Here is a 14,144-nt window from a genome sequence, read left to right as displayed (position 1 = left end):
CCCAAGGCGCCGGTGGTCAAGGGTGTCAGTCGGTGGGATTGCGTCCCATTCGCTGCGCGATGGGATGGTCGCCAAGCGCGGTGGCGACCCGAGCCCGCTCATCGGCCGCCTTGTTCTGCGAGAGCTTGAACGTGCCTTCCAAGCGATGGGGTCGCAGACGGAAGCCCTGGATGCCTGCGAGCATGGCTTCAAAGCGCCCGGGCGACATCTTCTGGCGCGTCCAGGGAGGCTTGGGCGCGAGCCTCGCTTCTTCCTGGGCCGACAGATCCTCCAGTAGGGCGACAAGCCCCGGCTCATCGAGAGGCGTCACCTCACCTTCAGCCTCAATGGTGAGGTAGTTCCAGGTGGGGACCTGGTCGGCTGCGGCATACCAGTCGGGGCTGACATAGGCGTCCGGTCCCTGGGACACCGCAAGCGCCGCTGCGCCCCTGTCGAAGGCCGCTGTCAGGGCGTTGTTCCGCGACAGGTGAAAGTCCAGCACGATGTCCTCCCGATCCCGGCGCGCCACGACCGGCGCGTGGGCCACCCGAAGCCCGGCCTCACAGACGGCGAACAGGGCCACGAACGGATAGGCCGCGAGGTGCGCAAGAACCGCCTCGGGGTCGGCCGCCCGGAAGGGCGCAGCCGGATGCATCAGGCCTGGGCCCGCAGGAGGGCGATCAACCGCGCGCGGGTCTCGCCGTCGGCGATCCCGTCCACCTGATGTGGCCGCCAGTGGCGCTGGAACGCGCTGACCACGGTCGTCGTCACGCTGTCGAAGTTCCCCGAAGGCGGGCACTCATAGCCCAGCCGCGTCAGCCCGGCCTGGAAGGCGAACACTCCCGCCCCCTCCTCCCCTTCCGCCAACGGCGCGCCCGGCACGGGGGGCGGCTCGACCCACAGGCCGTGGCCAGCCTCGGCCAGGGTCTTCCAGGGGAAGAGTTCGCCGGGGTCGATCTTGCGGCCAGGCGCCACATCGGAATGGGCGATGATGTCGCCGTCAGCGATCATCCAGCGGGTGCGGATATCGGCGGTGAGCGCGATCACCGCGGCGATCTGCGCGTCGGGAAAGGGTCGGTAGCCAAACTCTTGACCGGGATTGACGATCTCGATCCCGATGGAGCGGCCGTTGATGTCGCGTTCCCCCTTCCAGAACGAAACCCCGGCGTGCCAGGCCCGCCGTTCTTCAGCCACCAGGGTGAAGATGCGGCCGTCCTCTTCCACCACATAGTGGGAGCTGACCTTGGCCTCGGGGTCGCGCAGGCGGGCGACGGCGGCCTCGCCGCTCTCCATCCCCGTATAGTGCATCACGAGAATCTCGGGCGGGCCAGTCCGTTCGTTGAAGTTCGGCGAGGGGGCGGGAATGATGTCCATGACCCTATTCGGCGCGATTTCGCCAAGCGAGCAAGAGGGGGGCGACCTGATTGGGTCGCAGGGCGATGATCAGCACCCCCGCCAGGGCCACAGCCGTACCGATCGCCATGCGCGGGCCAAAGGGGTCGCTCATGATCGCCACCCCGAGCGCGATGGTGGCGAGGGGCGTCATCAGGGTCAGCGGCGAGATCAGATTGGCCTCGTAGCGCTGGATGAGGCCGTAATAGGCGGTGTGGGCGGCCACCGAGACCACCACGGCCGAAAACACCACCGCCACCAGGAACGGCCAGCCAGCGGCGAGGCCCGCGGCGACCTGGCCAGGCTCCAGCCACAGGGACAACACCGCCAGGGGCCAGAAGGAGGCGAAGCCAACCCAGGCCTGAAACTGGAGAGGCCGAACCCCGCCCATCTGCTTCATCATCACCGCGCCAAGCGACCCCAGGAAGGCGGCTGCGACCACAAACAGCAGGCCGGTGGAAACCACGAAGCCGCCGGGATCCCACATGACCAGAAGGGCGCCGGCCAGGGTCAGCGAAATGCCGATGCCCCGGCGCCAGCGCACCTGCTCCCCCAGCATGACCATCGACAGAACGGTGGTGATCGGCACGCCGAGCTGGATGACCACAGCCGCAGCCGAGGCGGTGGCGGTCTGCAGGCCGATGAACAGCAGGGCGAAGTTGCCGCCGCCCATCAGCAGGGCCACCACCAGCAGCCTCCAGCGGGGGCGCGGCATGGGCAGCAGCCAGGGCAGGGTGATCAGCGCCACAAGGGCGAAGCGCACGGCGGCGTAGAACAGCGGCGGCACAGCCAGATCGGCCACCACATATTTCGAGATGATGTTGTTGGTCGCCCAGATCAGACAGACGAGGACGATCAGGGCGAAGTCGCGCAGGGCCATGCGGTGGCCTTAAGCGCGCTTCGCAGGCGCAAGGCAAGGCGAATGCGCGCCGCCCGGGGGCGAACCGGGCGGCGCGCGGCCGTTCAACCTCAGGCCGCCTTGCCGAAGGACAGGGCCTCATAGCGGGCCAGGTGATGGTCGGTGGAGCCAAAGACCCCCTCGATCATGGTGGCGCGCTTGAAGTAGTGGCCAATGGCCATTTCGTCGGTGATCGCCATGCCCCCATGCAACTGGACGGCGTTCTGGCCGACGAAACGGCAGGCCTTGCCGATCTGGACCTTGGCCGCCGAGATCGCCTGGGCGCGCTCGTGGGCCTCATCCGACAGCCGGATCGTGGCCATGTAGGTCATCGAGATCGACTGCTCGAGCTGGATGAACATATCGACCATCCGATGCTGCAGCACCTGGAAGGACGAGATCGGAACCCCGAACTGCTTGCGCGTGCGGGTGTACTCCACCGTCCCTTCCTGCAGCCTGCGCAGGACGCCGCAGGCCTCGGCGCAGGTGGCGGCGATCGCCTCGTCCATGACCTTTTCGACGAGCGGCAGGCCGTGACCTTCGGCGCCGATCAGGGCGTCAACGCCGACGGAGACATTTTCGAAGGTGACCTCCGAGGCGCGCTGACCGTCCACGGTGGGATAGTCGCGGGTGGTGACGCCCGGGGCGGACTTGTCCACCAGAAACACCGAGACCCCTTGGGCGTCGCGCTGGCCGCCGCCAGTGCGGGCGGTGACGATCAGATGGGTGGCCCAAGGCGCGCCGACGACAACCGCCTTCTGGCCGTTGATCAGATAGCCCGTGCCATCCTTGGTCGCCGTGGTCTTCAGGTCCTGCCAGGTGTAGCGGGCCTGGGGCTCGGCATAGGCGAAGGCGAAGATGGCGTCGCCGGCGATGATCTTTTCGATCAGGTCGGGGGCCCCGGCGTGGCCGGAATGCTTGAGGAAGCCGCCGCCGATCACCACCGTGCCCATATAGGGCTCGACGACCAGGGCTTTGCCGAACTCCTCCATGACGACCATGTTGTCGACCGGGCCGCCGCCCAGACCGCCCAGTTCCTCGGAAAAGGGCGCGCCGAGAATGCCGAGTTCCTCGGCGAAGGCCTTCCAGACCTCAGGGCGCCAGCCGGCCTCGCTCTTGATCGCGGTACGACGGGCGTCGAAGGCGTAGTTGTCAGCCAGATAGCTCGCGACCGTGTCGCGGAGCATCGACTGTTCGTCTGTGAAGCTGAAGTCCATGGGTGGTCCTCTTCAGAACCTGTCCGCGCGGCGGCAGGCTTGGAAACTTGGATATGGGGCAGAGAAGAGCGCCCCCTCCCCGCCAGAGGGAGGGGTGTCTTCGGGCGTCACAGACCGAGAACCATCTTGGCGATGATGTTGCGCTGGATTTCGTTGGAGCCGCCATAGATCGAGGTCTTGCGGCCGTTGAAATAATCTCCGGCCACGCCGTCGGCATAGCTGGGGCCGATATTGGCGTTGTGGCCCAGATCCCTCAGGAAGGGCGCGCCGTAGTGGCCGGCGGCCTCCAGGGCGAGTTCTTGCAGGCGCTGCTGAATCTCCGTGCCCTTGATCTTGAGGATCGAGGATTCCGGGCCAGGCCCCTTACCGCTGGATTCTCCGGCCAGGGTGCGAAGCTCGGTGAACTCCAGCGCCGTCAGGTCGATCTCCAGTTCGGCGACCTTGCGCTTGAAGAAGGTGTCCGACAGCAGCGGACCACCCAGGTCGCTCATCTCCGTGGTCGCCATCTCCCGCAGACGCTCCAGGCCGCGCTTGGAACGCGCGACCCCGGCGATGCCTGAACGCTCATGGGCCAGCAGGGCCTTGGCGCAGGTCCAGCCCTGGTTCTCGTGGAAGATCCGGTTCTCCACCGGCACCTTCACATTATCGAGGAAGACGTCATTGACCTCATGGCCGCCCTCCAGGGTGATGATCGGGCGGACCTCGATGCCGGGGCTCTTCATGTCGATCAGCAGGAAGCTGATGCCCGCCTGCGGCTTCACGTCCGGATCGGTCTTCACCAGGAAGAAGCCCCAGTCGGCGAACTGACCCAGGGTCGTCCAGGTCTTCTGGCCATTGACGATGTAGTATTCCTTGCCATCGTCGCCGGTCATCCGCTCAGCCTTGGTCTTGAGCGAGGCCAGATCAGACCCGGCCCCCGGCTCTGAGTAGCCCTGGCACCACCAGACTTCGCCGTTGTAGATGCCGGGCAGGAACTCTTTCTTCTGCTCCTCGGTGCCGAAGGTGTAGATCACCGGTGCCAGCATGCTGACGCCGAAGGGCAGCACCGCGATGGTGTCGGCCCGGGCCTGTTCTTCAGACCAGATATATTTCTGAGTCGGCGTCCAGTCGGTCCCGCCGAACTCCTTCGGCCAGGAGGGCGCGACCCAGCCCTTCTTGGCCAGCACCTTGTGCCAGGCCAGATAGTCGTCCTTGCCCAGCGGCTCGCCGCTGTCCTGCTTGGCGCGCAGGTCCTTGGGATAGTTCTCGGCGATGAAGGTCCGCACTTCCTCGCGGAAGGCGACGTCCTCGGCGGAGAAATCAAGATTCATGGGGCGCTCCCTGGCTGCTCCTGGGTCGGTGAGACTGTCGCCGACGCTCGGAGCCGAACAATAGGCGCACCGGGGGCGAGAGAAAAGATGACGCTAACGTCAACGTAACTAACATCGCTTTTCGACGGCGTCCCGGCCTTGCCTGACCGGCCACAGGCGCGCAGAACACGCGGCCAATGCCCCGTATCCTCACCTACAATGTTCATCGTTGCGTCGGGACCGACCGTCGGCTGGACGTCTCTCGCGTCGCCGACGTTATCGCCGCCCTGGAGCCCGACATCGTGGCCCTCCAGGAGCTGGATGTCGGCCGGATGCGCACCAATGGCGTCGACCAGGCGCACGAGATCGCTCAGCGCCTGGAAATGGCCTTCCATTTCCACCCGGCCATGAAGGTGGAGGAGGAACTTTACGGCGACGCCATTCTGACCCGCCACCCGGAGCGCAAGATCAAATCGGCCGCCCTCCCCGGCCATGAGCGGGTTTCTCAGCTGGAGCCGCGGGGCGCGCTCTGGGTCTCGGTCGACCTGGAAGGGCGGGACCTGCAGATCTTCAACACCCATCTGGGACTGGTGCCCCGTGAGCAGCAGAACCAGGCCGCCGCCCTGGCGGGCCCCCAGTGGTTGGGTCACCCGGACAGCAAAGGCCCGACCATCCTGCTCGGTGACTTCAACGTCACCTCGGCCTCCCAGGTCTACAGGATCCTGAGTGAAAAGCTGCGGCCGGCCCGCCGCCATGCCCAGAAGAAATCCCCCTCGGCGACCTTTCCCTCAGTCCTGCCGGTCCTGCGGATCGACCACCTGTTCGTCAGCGACGAGGTCCGGGTTCTCGATGTTTTCGCCCCCTATGACCCGCTGACCCGGATTGCGTCAGATCACTTGCCGCTGGTGATGGATTTCGAGCTGGACTGAAGGGCCTGGGCCCGACCTTCGGATATCGTCTGGCTGAGACGCCGAGAGGCGGCGTAGAGCCGGTCTCGTCTTTTGAAAATTCGCCAGGAATCGGCCACGTCGGCGGGATCGCCGATATGGAAGGCGGCGATCACCTTGCCCAGATGGGTCATCTTTCGCGGACCCAGGGGACGCAGGCGTCGGTCTTGGTTGAGAACGGAGATCGCCGCGCCCAGTCCGCCGCGTTCAAGACGGGCCTTGGCCACGGCGTCACCCGTATAGCCGATGAAGTGGCCGACCAGACGATCACGCAAGGCGGCGATAGCCAGCCGATCGTCGTCGTCCTGGGCCTCAACGGCGATCTCACATTCAGTGTCGAAGCCGCCCGACCGGTTGTTCAGATTGGCCGAGCCGACCCGCGCAAGGCGGTCGTCAATGATCGTGACCTTGGAGTGGACAATCACCTCCTGACCCGAACGGGTGACGGGCCAATAGGCGTGCAGGCGCCCGAAAATGTCGGCGGCCTGAAGTCGCCAGAGCATGTTGTTCCGCGCCTCGTCCATGGTCAGCTGATCAAACCAGCTGGGGCTGTAGCCCGTGGAGATCAGCACGACCTCGGGTCCGTCCGGCTCGGTCAGGCGGGTGGCCAGGGCCTCGGCGTAGATCGGCGAGGTGAAGTACTGGTTCTCCAGGTAGATCAGCTCCTTGGCCTCAAGGATGGAGGTCAGGGTGAGGCGGCGGATTTCCTCGACCATCCCCTCGCGTTTCCAAGCGGGCTCGGTGCGGGAAATCCCGATCTGGACATTCTGCATGTGGGCCGGGACCCGCGTCGGCCACGGATCGACCGTTGAGGGCGTCGCCTTTGGCACGACTTCGTCGGCCGAGCGACGCCAGCGCGCGCGGAACAGATCCCCCAGCGCGCTGGCGGCCGCGCCGTCCACCATCATCATCACTTCGTGACGGGGCGGGTGATACGCCTGGTCGGGCATGATCCGCCGCTCGTCATCATCCAGATGCCCAGCCGTGTCCCAGCGGTCCACGGAGATGTCCCCGCCGCCGCAGATGGCCACGGCGTCATCGACGATCAGCACTTTCTGATGATGGCAGGCGCCCAGGGGGACAGACTCGTCCAGCCGCAGCTGGACCGTCGTGCCCCGGAACCAGCGCCGGCCCCGGTGCGGAAAGAAGTTCTGGCTGGCGCTGATCGGCAGAGCCGACTTCCAGATCAGCAGGCGGATATCCAGCTCCGGCCGTCGGCGGGAGAGCTCGACCAGAATGCGCCCGATCTCATCGGGATCATCGGGACCATCGACCCCGTCGGGCGCCAGACGGGTCCGCGGGTCGAACCCCCAGCCCAGGAGATAGATCGACTTCTGCGCCTTCGGGAGGATCTCGGCCAAGGCGTTGAAATAGGCCTCGGTGTCGACGAGAAAGGCCGCGCGCGTCGCCGGCTCACGCCGCCAGCAGGTGTCGCCTGGGGTCAGAATAGTCATCGCCTATAGGTCATGCACGGCCAAGCTCACCACGGCAATAAGGCCTGTCCCTTGCCCCGGTTCCCTCCGTGGCCCTAAAAAATTGACGGGCGCGCCCAGGAAGGCGCGCCCGCAATGCGGCGGCGGCTCGATGGTGGATCAGTCGGCCGAAGGGGTGTTGGCGCGGGCGGCTTTGACGCTCTCTTCCCCGCCCAGCCAGACCTGACAGGCGCCGGCCACCTCGTTTCGTACAGACGTCTGGACGGCCTCATCCCCTGACCGCGCCTGCCGGGCGGCCCGGCTGCGCTCGGTCTTGGCCCGCTCCTGGACATGGGGGCTGCGACCATAGCGCTGGTCGCGCACCAGGGCGTCGATGGCGTTGGTGTCAGCCTGGATCAGGGACGACCCGGCCAGGGCATGGCAGCGGACAGCCTGCAGATACTCTATATCCTTGATTTCCAGCGCGCTGGCGGAACCAGCGGCGGCGATGGCGGCGACAGCAGAAATAATGGCGATGAACTTCATGGCGTTTCTCCCTCGAAATCGATGGACACACACTGGTAGATGTTGCGCCTAAGCTCAAATGAACCTTTGGAAATGATTTCACACCAATATTACGGTGCCGTAAGGTTCATTCATTACATAGATTTCATGAACAACGTTCGGTCAGCCCGGTGACCGACCTGGGCTGGCGGGAGGCCCGGTTCGGCCCTATTCTGGGCTGATGACCGATAAGCCTCCGCCCCCCATCAAGACGCCCTGCATCAAGGTCTGCGTGATCGACGGGACCAGCGGCCTGTGCCTGGGATGCTATCGGACCCTGGCCGAGGTCGCCGGATGGGGGCGGCTGAGCGCCGAAACCCGCGAGTCGGTGATCGCCGAGCTGCCAGACCGGCGCAGCCAGATCGCCCCGGAAAAGCTCGCCATGTTCTGAGCCCGCCGGATCCTCGCCTGATTCACCGGATGCAAACCCGCACGCCCTAGGGTGGCCTCACAACAAGGCCGAAACGGCCGTTTGCCTTTGGTGAGGCGGGTGTCGACATGTTCAAGTTTGCTTTGATGACCCTTGTGGCCGCCGTCTCCGCCGTGGGGGCGGCCCAGGCGGTCGTCGCCCTTGATCCGTCCCGGGGGGCCTCGGCCCTTGTGGCCACCCTGCGCGAGGGCCCGGCGCCGGTGGCCGCGGGACACGCGACGGCGATCAGCAAGGCCAGTGATGGTCACTATTGGGCCGAGGGCGATGTCAACGGCGCCCGGGTGCGCTTCCTGGTGGACACCGGCGCCACGGCGGTGGCCCTGACTCTGGAGGACGCCCAGCGCCTGGGGTTCGACCCTGACCAGCTCGACTACCGGCAAAAGGTGATGACCGCCTCTGGCGAGACGCGCGCCGCCGTCGTGCAACTGGCGGCCGTCTCCGTGGCCGGCGCCCGGGTGACCAATGTCGACGCCCTGGTCATCGAAAAGGGGCTGGAAAACTCCCTGCTGGGCATGAGCTATCTCGGTCGGCTGACCCGCTTCGAGGCCACCCGGACCTCGCTGATCCTGCGGCCCTGATGGCAGACCTCGTCCTGCGCCCCATGGCGCCGCAGGACCTGGCCGACGTCCTGGCGCTCCAGGCCAGGGGCTATCCCCCGGCCCTGCACGATTCCGCGGCCGCCTTTCTCAGCCGGATGGCCCTGGCGCCAAGCCTGAACCTGACCGCCTGGCGGGACGCAGCCCTGGTAGGCTACCTGGTCAGCCATCCCTGGGCCGCTGGCGACCCGCCGCCGGTGGACGCCCTGCTGGCGCCCGGAACGCCCGCTGAGTGCTGGTATGTGCATGACCTTTCGGTGGCCGAGGGCGCCCGCGGCCTGGGCCTGGCCCGCACCCTGCTGGTCGCTGGCCGAGACGCAGCACACGCCTTGGGCCTGTCGCGCGCCGAACTGATCGCCGTAGAGGGCGCCGCCCCCTTCTGGTCGCGGCACGGCTGGCGCGCGCCGAAAGCTGTCGCACCGGCGCTGGCGGCCAAGGCGGCCGCCTATGGGCCATCCGCCGCCTTCATGACCCGCGAGGAGCTGGTGACCCTCTAGGCGGCGTCCCGCGACTCCCGCGCCTGGGTCACGGCGGCCAGGGCGGCGTCCACCACCTCAAGCCCGGCCCCAGGCTTCACGCCCTCCACCGTCAGAATGCGCCGCCAGGCCCGGGCGCCGGGACGGCCGTGGAACAGACCCAGCATATGCCGGCTCATGGCCGCGAGCGACGTTCCCTCCTGGAGGCGGGCGGCGAGATAGGGGCGATAGAGCTCCACGGCGGCGGCGGAATCGATCACCTCGCCCTCGCCGAACACCTCAGCATCCACGGCGCCCAGGATTTCCGGCGTGTGATAGGCCGCCCGGCCCAGCATCACCCCGTCCACCTGCGCCAGATGCGTGACGGTCGCCGCCAGGTCGGGAACGCCGCCATTGAGGACGATGGTCAGGTCAGGGCGCTCGCGCTTCAGCTGGTAGACCAGGTCGTAGTCCAGGGGCGGGACATCCCGGTTCTCCTTGGGCGAAAGGCCCTTCAGCCAGGCCTTGCGGGCATGGACGACAAAGCTGCGCACCCCGGCCTGAGCGCAGAGGTCGACCAGGGTGAACAGGCTCTCTTCCGGGTCCTGGTCATCCACCCCGATGCGGCATTTGACAGTGGCCGGCACGTCCACGGCGGCCCCGATGGCGGCCATGCACTCGGCCACCAGGGCCGGCTCGCGCATCAGGCAGGCGCCGAACCGCCCGCTCTGCACCCGGTCGGAGGGACAGCCGACATTGAGGTTGATCTCGTCATAGCCCAGGTCCGCGCCGATCTTGGCGGCCGCCACAAGGTCAGCCGGAACAGATCCGCCCAGCTGCAGGGCCACGGGATGTTCGCCCGCGTCGTAGCCCAGCAACCGCGCCCGATCCCCATGCAGCACCGCGCCGGTGGTGACCATCTCGGTATAGAGCAGCGCCCGCCGCGACAGCACCCGGTGCAGGCTCCGGCAATGCCGGTCCGTCCAGTCCATCATGGGGGCGACGGACAGACGATGGGGTTGGAAGGGCTTTGTGAGGGTCAAGGGCTCTTAAAGTCCGGTGGGGTTTGAGCGCCCTATACACCGGACCGTTCCACCTTTCGACCACTGACCCCTACGGCCCTCCTGCCCCCGGCGGGACTGGCCTACCGCCCCGCTCTCACCCGTAGCGCCTGCAGCCCCACCGGGGCCAGCAGGGCGATCCCGGCCAGGGCGAGCATCGGGGCGGCGTAGCAGGCGGCGCAGTGGACGAGCGGCCCTTCGCCGCAGATCGCGCCGTAGAGCGCCGCGGTCGAGCGGGCGTGCAGCCAGGCGTACTCCGCGCTGAGCGCAGCGCCGACCCAGGCCGCGACCCCGGCAATGATCCGCGAATCCCGATCGTGCAGAAACAACGCGCGCATGAACTGACTCCTCTTTGGCCCTTGTTCGCCATAGCCGCCAAGCCTGGCCTTGAGATGGATCAAAGCCCCCGGTGTTGCAGCGCGTCAGAGGTGATCGGTCTTTCGCACCGAGTCGCTGGGGAACATGAATCATTCAATCACCGAGCCGGATCGAGCGCCCCTCGACGCCGTCCTGCTCTACGTCCTCACGGGGCTGCTTGCCCTGGGGGCGATATTCGCGACCGCGTTCTCAGATGATCGCCTCTTCCGTTTTCACGGCTATCTGCTGATCGCCGCCTTCACGCTGGCCTTCGCGCTGCTGACGGTGGCGATGAGCTCAGGACGGCTGCGCAGCCCCCCTGGCCGCTATGCCGACGGGGTGATCCGGGCCGGTGTGATTGCGACCATGTTCTGGGGGGTCGTCGGCCTGCTGGTGGGGGTGGTGATCGCCGCCCAGCTCGCCTGGCCCAACCTCATGTATTTCCCCGAGCACGGCTGGCTGAACTTCGGCCGCCTGCGACCCCTGCACACCTCCGGCGTGATCTTCGCCTTCGGGGGCAACGCCCTGATCGCCACCTCCTTCTATGTGGTGCAGCGGACCAGCAAGGCGCGCCTGGCCGGCGGCGTCTGGCCCTGGTTCGTCTTCTGGGGCTACCAGCTGTTCATCGTGCTCGCGGCCACAGGCTACCTGGCCGGCATCACCCAGAGCCGGGAATACGCCGAGCCGGAATGGTATGTGGACCTGTGGCTGACCGTGGTCTGGGTCGCCTATCTGCTGGTCTTCCTGGGTACGCTCTGGAAGCGCAAGGAACCCCACATCTACGTGGCCAACTGGTTCTACCTGGCCTTCATCGTCACCATCGCCCTGCTGCACGTGATCAACAACCTGGCCATGCCGGTCGGGGCGCTGCATCACCGCAGCTACTCCCTGTTCGCCGGGGTCCAGGACGCCCTGACCCAGTGGTGGTACGGGCACAATGCGGTGGGCTTCTTCCTGACCGCCGGCTTCCTGGGGATGATGTACTACTTCGTGCCCAAGCGCGCGGAGCGGCCGGTCTATTCCTACCGCCTGTCCATCGTCCACTTCTGGTCGCTGATCTTCATCTACATCTGGGCTGGTCCCCACCACCTGCACTACACGGCCCTGCCGCAGTGGACCCAGACGCTGGGCATGACCTTCTCGATCATGCTGTGGATGCCGTCCTGGGGCGGGATGATCAACGGCCTGATGACGCTCTCAGGCGCCTGGGACAAGCTGCGCACAGATCCGGTGATCCGGATGATGGTGGTGGCCATCGCCTTCTACGGCATGTCGACCTTCGAGGGTCCGCTGATGTCGATCCGGGCGGTCAACTCCCTGTCCCACTACACCGACTGGACCATCGGCCATGTGCATTCCGGCGCACTCGGCTGGGTCGGCTTCATCAGCTTCGGCGCCATGTACTGCATGGTCCCCTGGCTGTGGAAGAAAGACAGGCTGTATTCGAACCAGTTGGTGGAGTGGCACTTCTGGATCGCGACCACCGGCATCCTTCTCTACATCTGCGCCATGTGGGTGTCGGGCATCATGGAAGGCCTGATGTGGCGCGAATACACGTCCCAGGGCTTCCTCGCCAACGCCTTCGTCGAGACGGTCGCCGCCAAGCACGTCGAGAACGTCATCCGGATGGTGGGCGGCCTCATGTACCTCTCGGGCGCCCTGATCATGTCCTACAACCTGTGGCGTACGGTCCGCCTGCCGAGTCCCGTCTCGGCGGCCACGACCCCCGCCCCTTCGCTGATACCGGCCGAGTAAGGGGGCTCTGATGAAAAATATCTGGAAAAAGCACGGCGTTCTGGAACGCCGCTCCATCCTCCTGACCGTCGCCATCCTGGTGGTGGTCTCGGTCGGAGGCCTGGTGGAGATCGCCCCGCTCTTCTACCTGGAGAGCACGATCGAGAAGGTGAAGGGGGTTCGCCCCTACACCCCCCTCGAGCTGGCGGGTCGCGACATCTACATCCGCGAGGGCTGCTACAACTGTCACTCACAGATGATCCGCCCGCTCCGCGACGAGGTGGAGCGCTACGGCCACTACAGCCTGGCGGCCGAGAGCATGTACGACCACCCCTTCCAGTGGGGGTCCAAGCGTACAGGCCCCGATCTGGCCCGGGTCGGCGGCAAGTATTCCGACGACTGGCACCGCGACCACCTGATCGATCCCCGCTCGGTGGTGCCGGAGTCGGTGATGCCGCCCTACGCCTTCCTCTCGGGGCGTGAGCTTGAGCTCAAGGACGTCCAGGCCAAGCTGGCCGCCATGACCAAGGTCGGCGTGCCCTACACCCAGGACATGATCGACAACGCCAAGGCCGACCTGATGACCCAGGCCGACCCGTTCGCTCCGGCCCGCGACTTCAAGGGACGCTATGGCGAGGCGGTGCTGCAGCGGGACTTCGACGGCGACCCGGCCCGTCTGACCGAGATGGACGCCCTGATCGCCTACATGCAGATGCTCGGCACCCTGGTCGACTTCTCCACCTACGAGGCCGAAGCCCCGGAGAACCTGCGATGAGCGGCCTGACCTACGAAACCGTGGCGATGTTCGCCCAGCAGGGCGGCACCCTCTACTTCGCCGCCATCTTCGCCGCGGGCGTGGCCTACGCCCTCTGGCCCAAAAACGGCGAGGCCTTCCGCCGCGCCTCCATGCTGCCCCTCGAGAAGGATGAGGACGACAATGTCCAAGCGTGAGACCGACGAGGTCACCGGCGTCGAGACCACGGGTCACGAGTGGGACGGCATCAAGGAACTGGACAATCCCCTGCCCCGCTGGTGGCTGTGGGTGTTCTGGGCCTGCGTCGCCTACGCCATTGTCTACTGGATCCTGATGCCTGCCTGGCCGGGCATCAATGGCTACACCAAGGGCGTCATGGGCCACTCCGACCGCGCCCAGGTGGCCCGGGAGCTTGAGACCCTGCGGGAGGTTCGCGGCGAAGGCGCCGCGCGCCTGACCAACGCCACCCTGCAGGAGATCGAGGCCGACCCCGACCTCCAACAGTACGCCCTGGCCGTCGGCCAGTCGGTGTTTGGCGACAACTGCGCCACCTGTCATGGGGTGGGCGGCGCCGGCGCCAAGGGCTACCCCAACCTGCTGGACGACATCTGGCTCTGGGACGGCACGCTGGACGGCATCCATCAGACCCTCCAGGTGGGCATCCGCTCCGGGGCGGAGGGCGCCCGGTTCTCGCAGATGCCGGCCTTTGGCCGTGACCAGCTGCTGACCTCGGCGCAGATCAACGACCTGACCGAACTGGTCATGGTCCTGTCCCGCCGCGAGGCCGACCAGGAGGCCGTGGGTCGCGCCCGTCCGATCTACGCGGAGCAATGCGCCTCCTGTCATGGAGCGGCGGGCCTGGGCGATCACACGCAGGGCGCGCCAAACCTCACCGACGCGGAGTGGCTCTACGGCGCCTCGCGCGAAGAGATCCGCACCCAGATCTGGTCGGGCCGCAACGGCGTCATGCCAGCCTGGGCTGGACGCTTCGACGATGAAACCCTGAAGGCCCTGGCCGTGTACGTCCACGCCAACGCCGGCGGGCGATAGGACTGAGCC

17 protein-coding genes are annotated in these 14,144 nt (G+C 66.6%); 8 read left to right on the top strand and 9 right to left on the bottom strand.

Annotated features, from left to right (window positions below):
- Positions 1-25: 25 nt before the first annotated feature.
- The 5 genes from Q8K84_RS03625 to Q8K84_RS03605 form a co-directional block, all read right to left on the bottom strand.
- Positions 26-634: an FMN-binding negative transcriptional regulator gene (locus Q8K84_RS03625; RefSeq protein ID WP_305280915.1), complete on the bottom strand. Its 609-nt coding sequence runs from the start codon at positions 632-634 to the stop codon at positions 26-28.
- Complete coding sequence (locus tag Q8K84_RS03620; protein WP_305280914.1) at positions 634-1,353, bottom strand: N-acetylmuramoyl-L-alanine amidase; 720 nt, start codon at positions 1,351-1,353, stop codon at positions 634-636. The genes Q8K84_RS03625 and Q8K84_RS03620 overlap by 1 nt, the downstream gene beginning before the upstream one ends.
- Positions 1,354-1,357: 4 nt before the next feature.
- The gene (locus Q8K84_RS03615) at positions 1,358-2,251 is read right to left on the bottom strand and encodes a DMT family transporter (protein ID WP_305280912.1); all 894 of its coding nucleotides are present in this window, start codon (positions 2,249-2,251) and stop codon (positions 1,358-1,360) included.
- 89 nt (positions 2,252-2,340) lie between these two features.
- On the bottom strand, positions 2,341-3,486 hold the full coding sequence (locus Q8K84_RS03610) for an acyl-CoA dehydrogenase family protein (RefSeq protein WP_305280910.1): 1,146 nt from the start codon (positions 3,484-3,486) through the stop codon (positions 2,341-2,343).
- Positions 3,487-3,593: 107 nt separating this feature from the next.
- On the bottom strand, positions 3,594-4,796 hold the full coding sequence (locus tag Q8K84_RS03605) for an acyl-CoA dehydrogenase family protein (protein ID WP_305280908.1): 1,203 nt from the start codon (positions 4,794-4,796) through the stop codon (positions 3,594-3,596).
- 176 nt (positions 4,797-4,972) lie between these two features.
- Between Q8K84_RS03605 and Q8K84_RS03600 the strand changes: the two genes are divergently transcribed.
- Entirely contained in the window at positions 4,973-5,704 is a 732-nt protein-coding gene (locus tag Q8K84_RS03600; protein ID WP_305280907.1) for an endonuclease/exonuclease/phosphatase family protein, read from the top strand.
- On the opposite strand, the gene Q8K84_RS03595 is transcribed toward Q8K84_RS03600, so the two are convergent.
- The gene (locus Q8K84_RS03595) at positions 5,668-7,176 is read right to left on the bottom strand and encodes a phospholipase D-like domain-containing protein (RefSeq protein ID WP_305280905.1); all 1,509 of its coding nucleotides are present in this window, start codon (positions 7,174-7,176) and stop codon (positions 5,668-5,670) included. The genes Q8K84_RS03600 and Q8K84_RS03595 overlap by 37 nt on opposite strands.
- A gap of 138 nt (positions 7,177-7,314) precedes the next feature.
- Entirely contained in the window at positions 7,315-7,680 is a 366-nt protein-coding gene (locus Q8K84_RS03590; protein WP_305280903.1) for a hypothetical protein, read from the bottom strand.
- Between the two features lie 199 nt (positions 7,681-7,879).
- On the opposite strand from Q8K84_RS03590, the gene Q8K84_RS03585 reads away from it, so the two are divergent.
- From Q8K84_RS03585 to Q8K84_RS03575, 3 genes are all read left to right on the top strand, one after another.
- The gene (locus Q8K84_RS03585) at positions 7,880-8,089 is read left to right on the top strand and encodes a DUF1289 domain-containing protein (RefSeq protein ID WP_305280901.1); all 210 of its coding nucleotides are present in this window, start codon (positions 7,880-7,882) and stop codon (positions 8,087-8,089) included.
- A 107-nt stretch (positions 8,090-8,196) separates the two neighbouring features.
- Positions 8,197-8,706, top strand: a complete 510-nt coding sequence (locus Q8K84_RS03580) for a TIGR02281 family clan AA aspartic protease (protein WP_305280900.1) — start codon at positions 8,197-8,199, stop codon at positions 8,704-8,706.
- Positions 8,706-9,221 carry a GNAT family N-acetyltransferase gene (locus tag Q8K84_RS03575; RefSeq protein WP_305280898.1) on the top strand — a complete coding sequence of 172 codons (516 nt, stop codon included), beginning with the start codon at positions 8,706-8,708 and terminating at the stop codon, positions 9,219-9,221. Before Q8K84_RS03580 ends, Q8K84_RS03575 begins: the two co-directional genes overlap by 1 nt.
- Here Q8K84_RS03575 and dusA read toward each other — a convergent pair.
- A complete protein-coding gene (dusA, locus tag Q8K84_RS03570) occupies positions 9,218-10,222 on the bottom strand; it encodes a tRNA dihydrouridine(20/20a) synthase DusA (RefSeq protein ID WP_305280896.1) in 1,005 nt (334 codons plus the stop codon). The genes Q8K84_RS03575 and dusA overlap by 4 nt on opposite strands.
- A gap of 101 nt (positions 10,223-10,323) precedes the next feature.
- Positions 10,324-10,578 (bottom strand): hypothetical protein, encoded by a 255-nt coding sequence (locus Q8K84_RS03565; protein ID WP_305280895.1) that lies wholly within the window; start codon positions 10,576-10,578, stop codon positions 10,324-10,326.
- Positions 10,579-10,888: 310 nt separating this feature from the next.
- On the opposite strand from Q8K84_RS03565, the gene ccoN reads away from it, so the two are divergent.
- The 4 genes from ccoN to ccoP are packed head-to-tail and all read left to right on the top strand — an operon-like array spanning position 10,889 to position 14,135.
- Positions 10,889-12,352, top strand: a complete 1,464-nt coding sequence (gene ccoN, locus Q8K84_RS03560; protein WP_305281234.1) for a cytochrome-c oxidase, cbb3-type subunit I — start codon at positions 10,889-10,891, stop codon at positions 12,350-12,352.
- Positions 12,353-12,362: 10 nt separating this feature from the next.
- The gene (gene ccoO, locus Q8K84_RS03555) at positions 12,363-13,106 is read left to right on the top strand and encodes a cytochrome-c oxidase, cbb3-type subunit II (protein WP_305280893.1); all 744 of its coding nucleotides are present in this window, start codon (positions 12,363-12,365) and stop codon (positions 13,104-13,106) included.
- Positions 13,103-13,282 (top strand): cbb3-type cytochrome c oxidase subunit 3, encoded by a 180-nt coding sequence (locus tag Q8K84_RS03550; RefSeq protein WP_305280892.1) that lies wholly within the window; start codon positions 13,103-13,105, stop codon positions 13,280-13,282. The genes ccoO and Q8K84_RS03550 overlap by 4 nt, the downstream gene beginning before the upstream one ends.
- Positions 13,269-14,135 (top strand): cytochrome-c oxidase, cbb3-type subunit III, encoded by an 867-nt coding sequence (gene ccoP / locus Q8K84_RS03545; RefSeq protein ID WP_305280891.1) that lies wholly within the window; start codon positions 13,269-13,271, stop codon positions 14,133-14,135. Before Q8K84_RS03550 ends, ccoP begins: the two co-directional genes overlap by 14 nt.
- Positions 14,136-14,144: the final 9 nt, after the last annotated feature.

The organism is Phenylobacterium sp. (assembly GCF_030679875.1).
Classification (GTDB): Bacteria; Pseudomonadota; Alphaproteobacteria; order Caulobacterales; family Caulobacteraceae; genus Phenylobacterium.
This window is presented reverse-complemented; position numbering and strand designations above follow the sequence as displayed.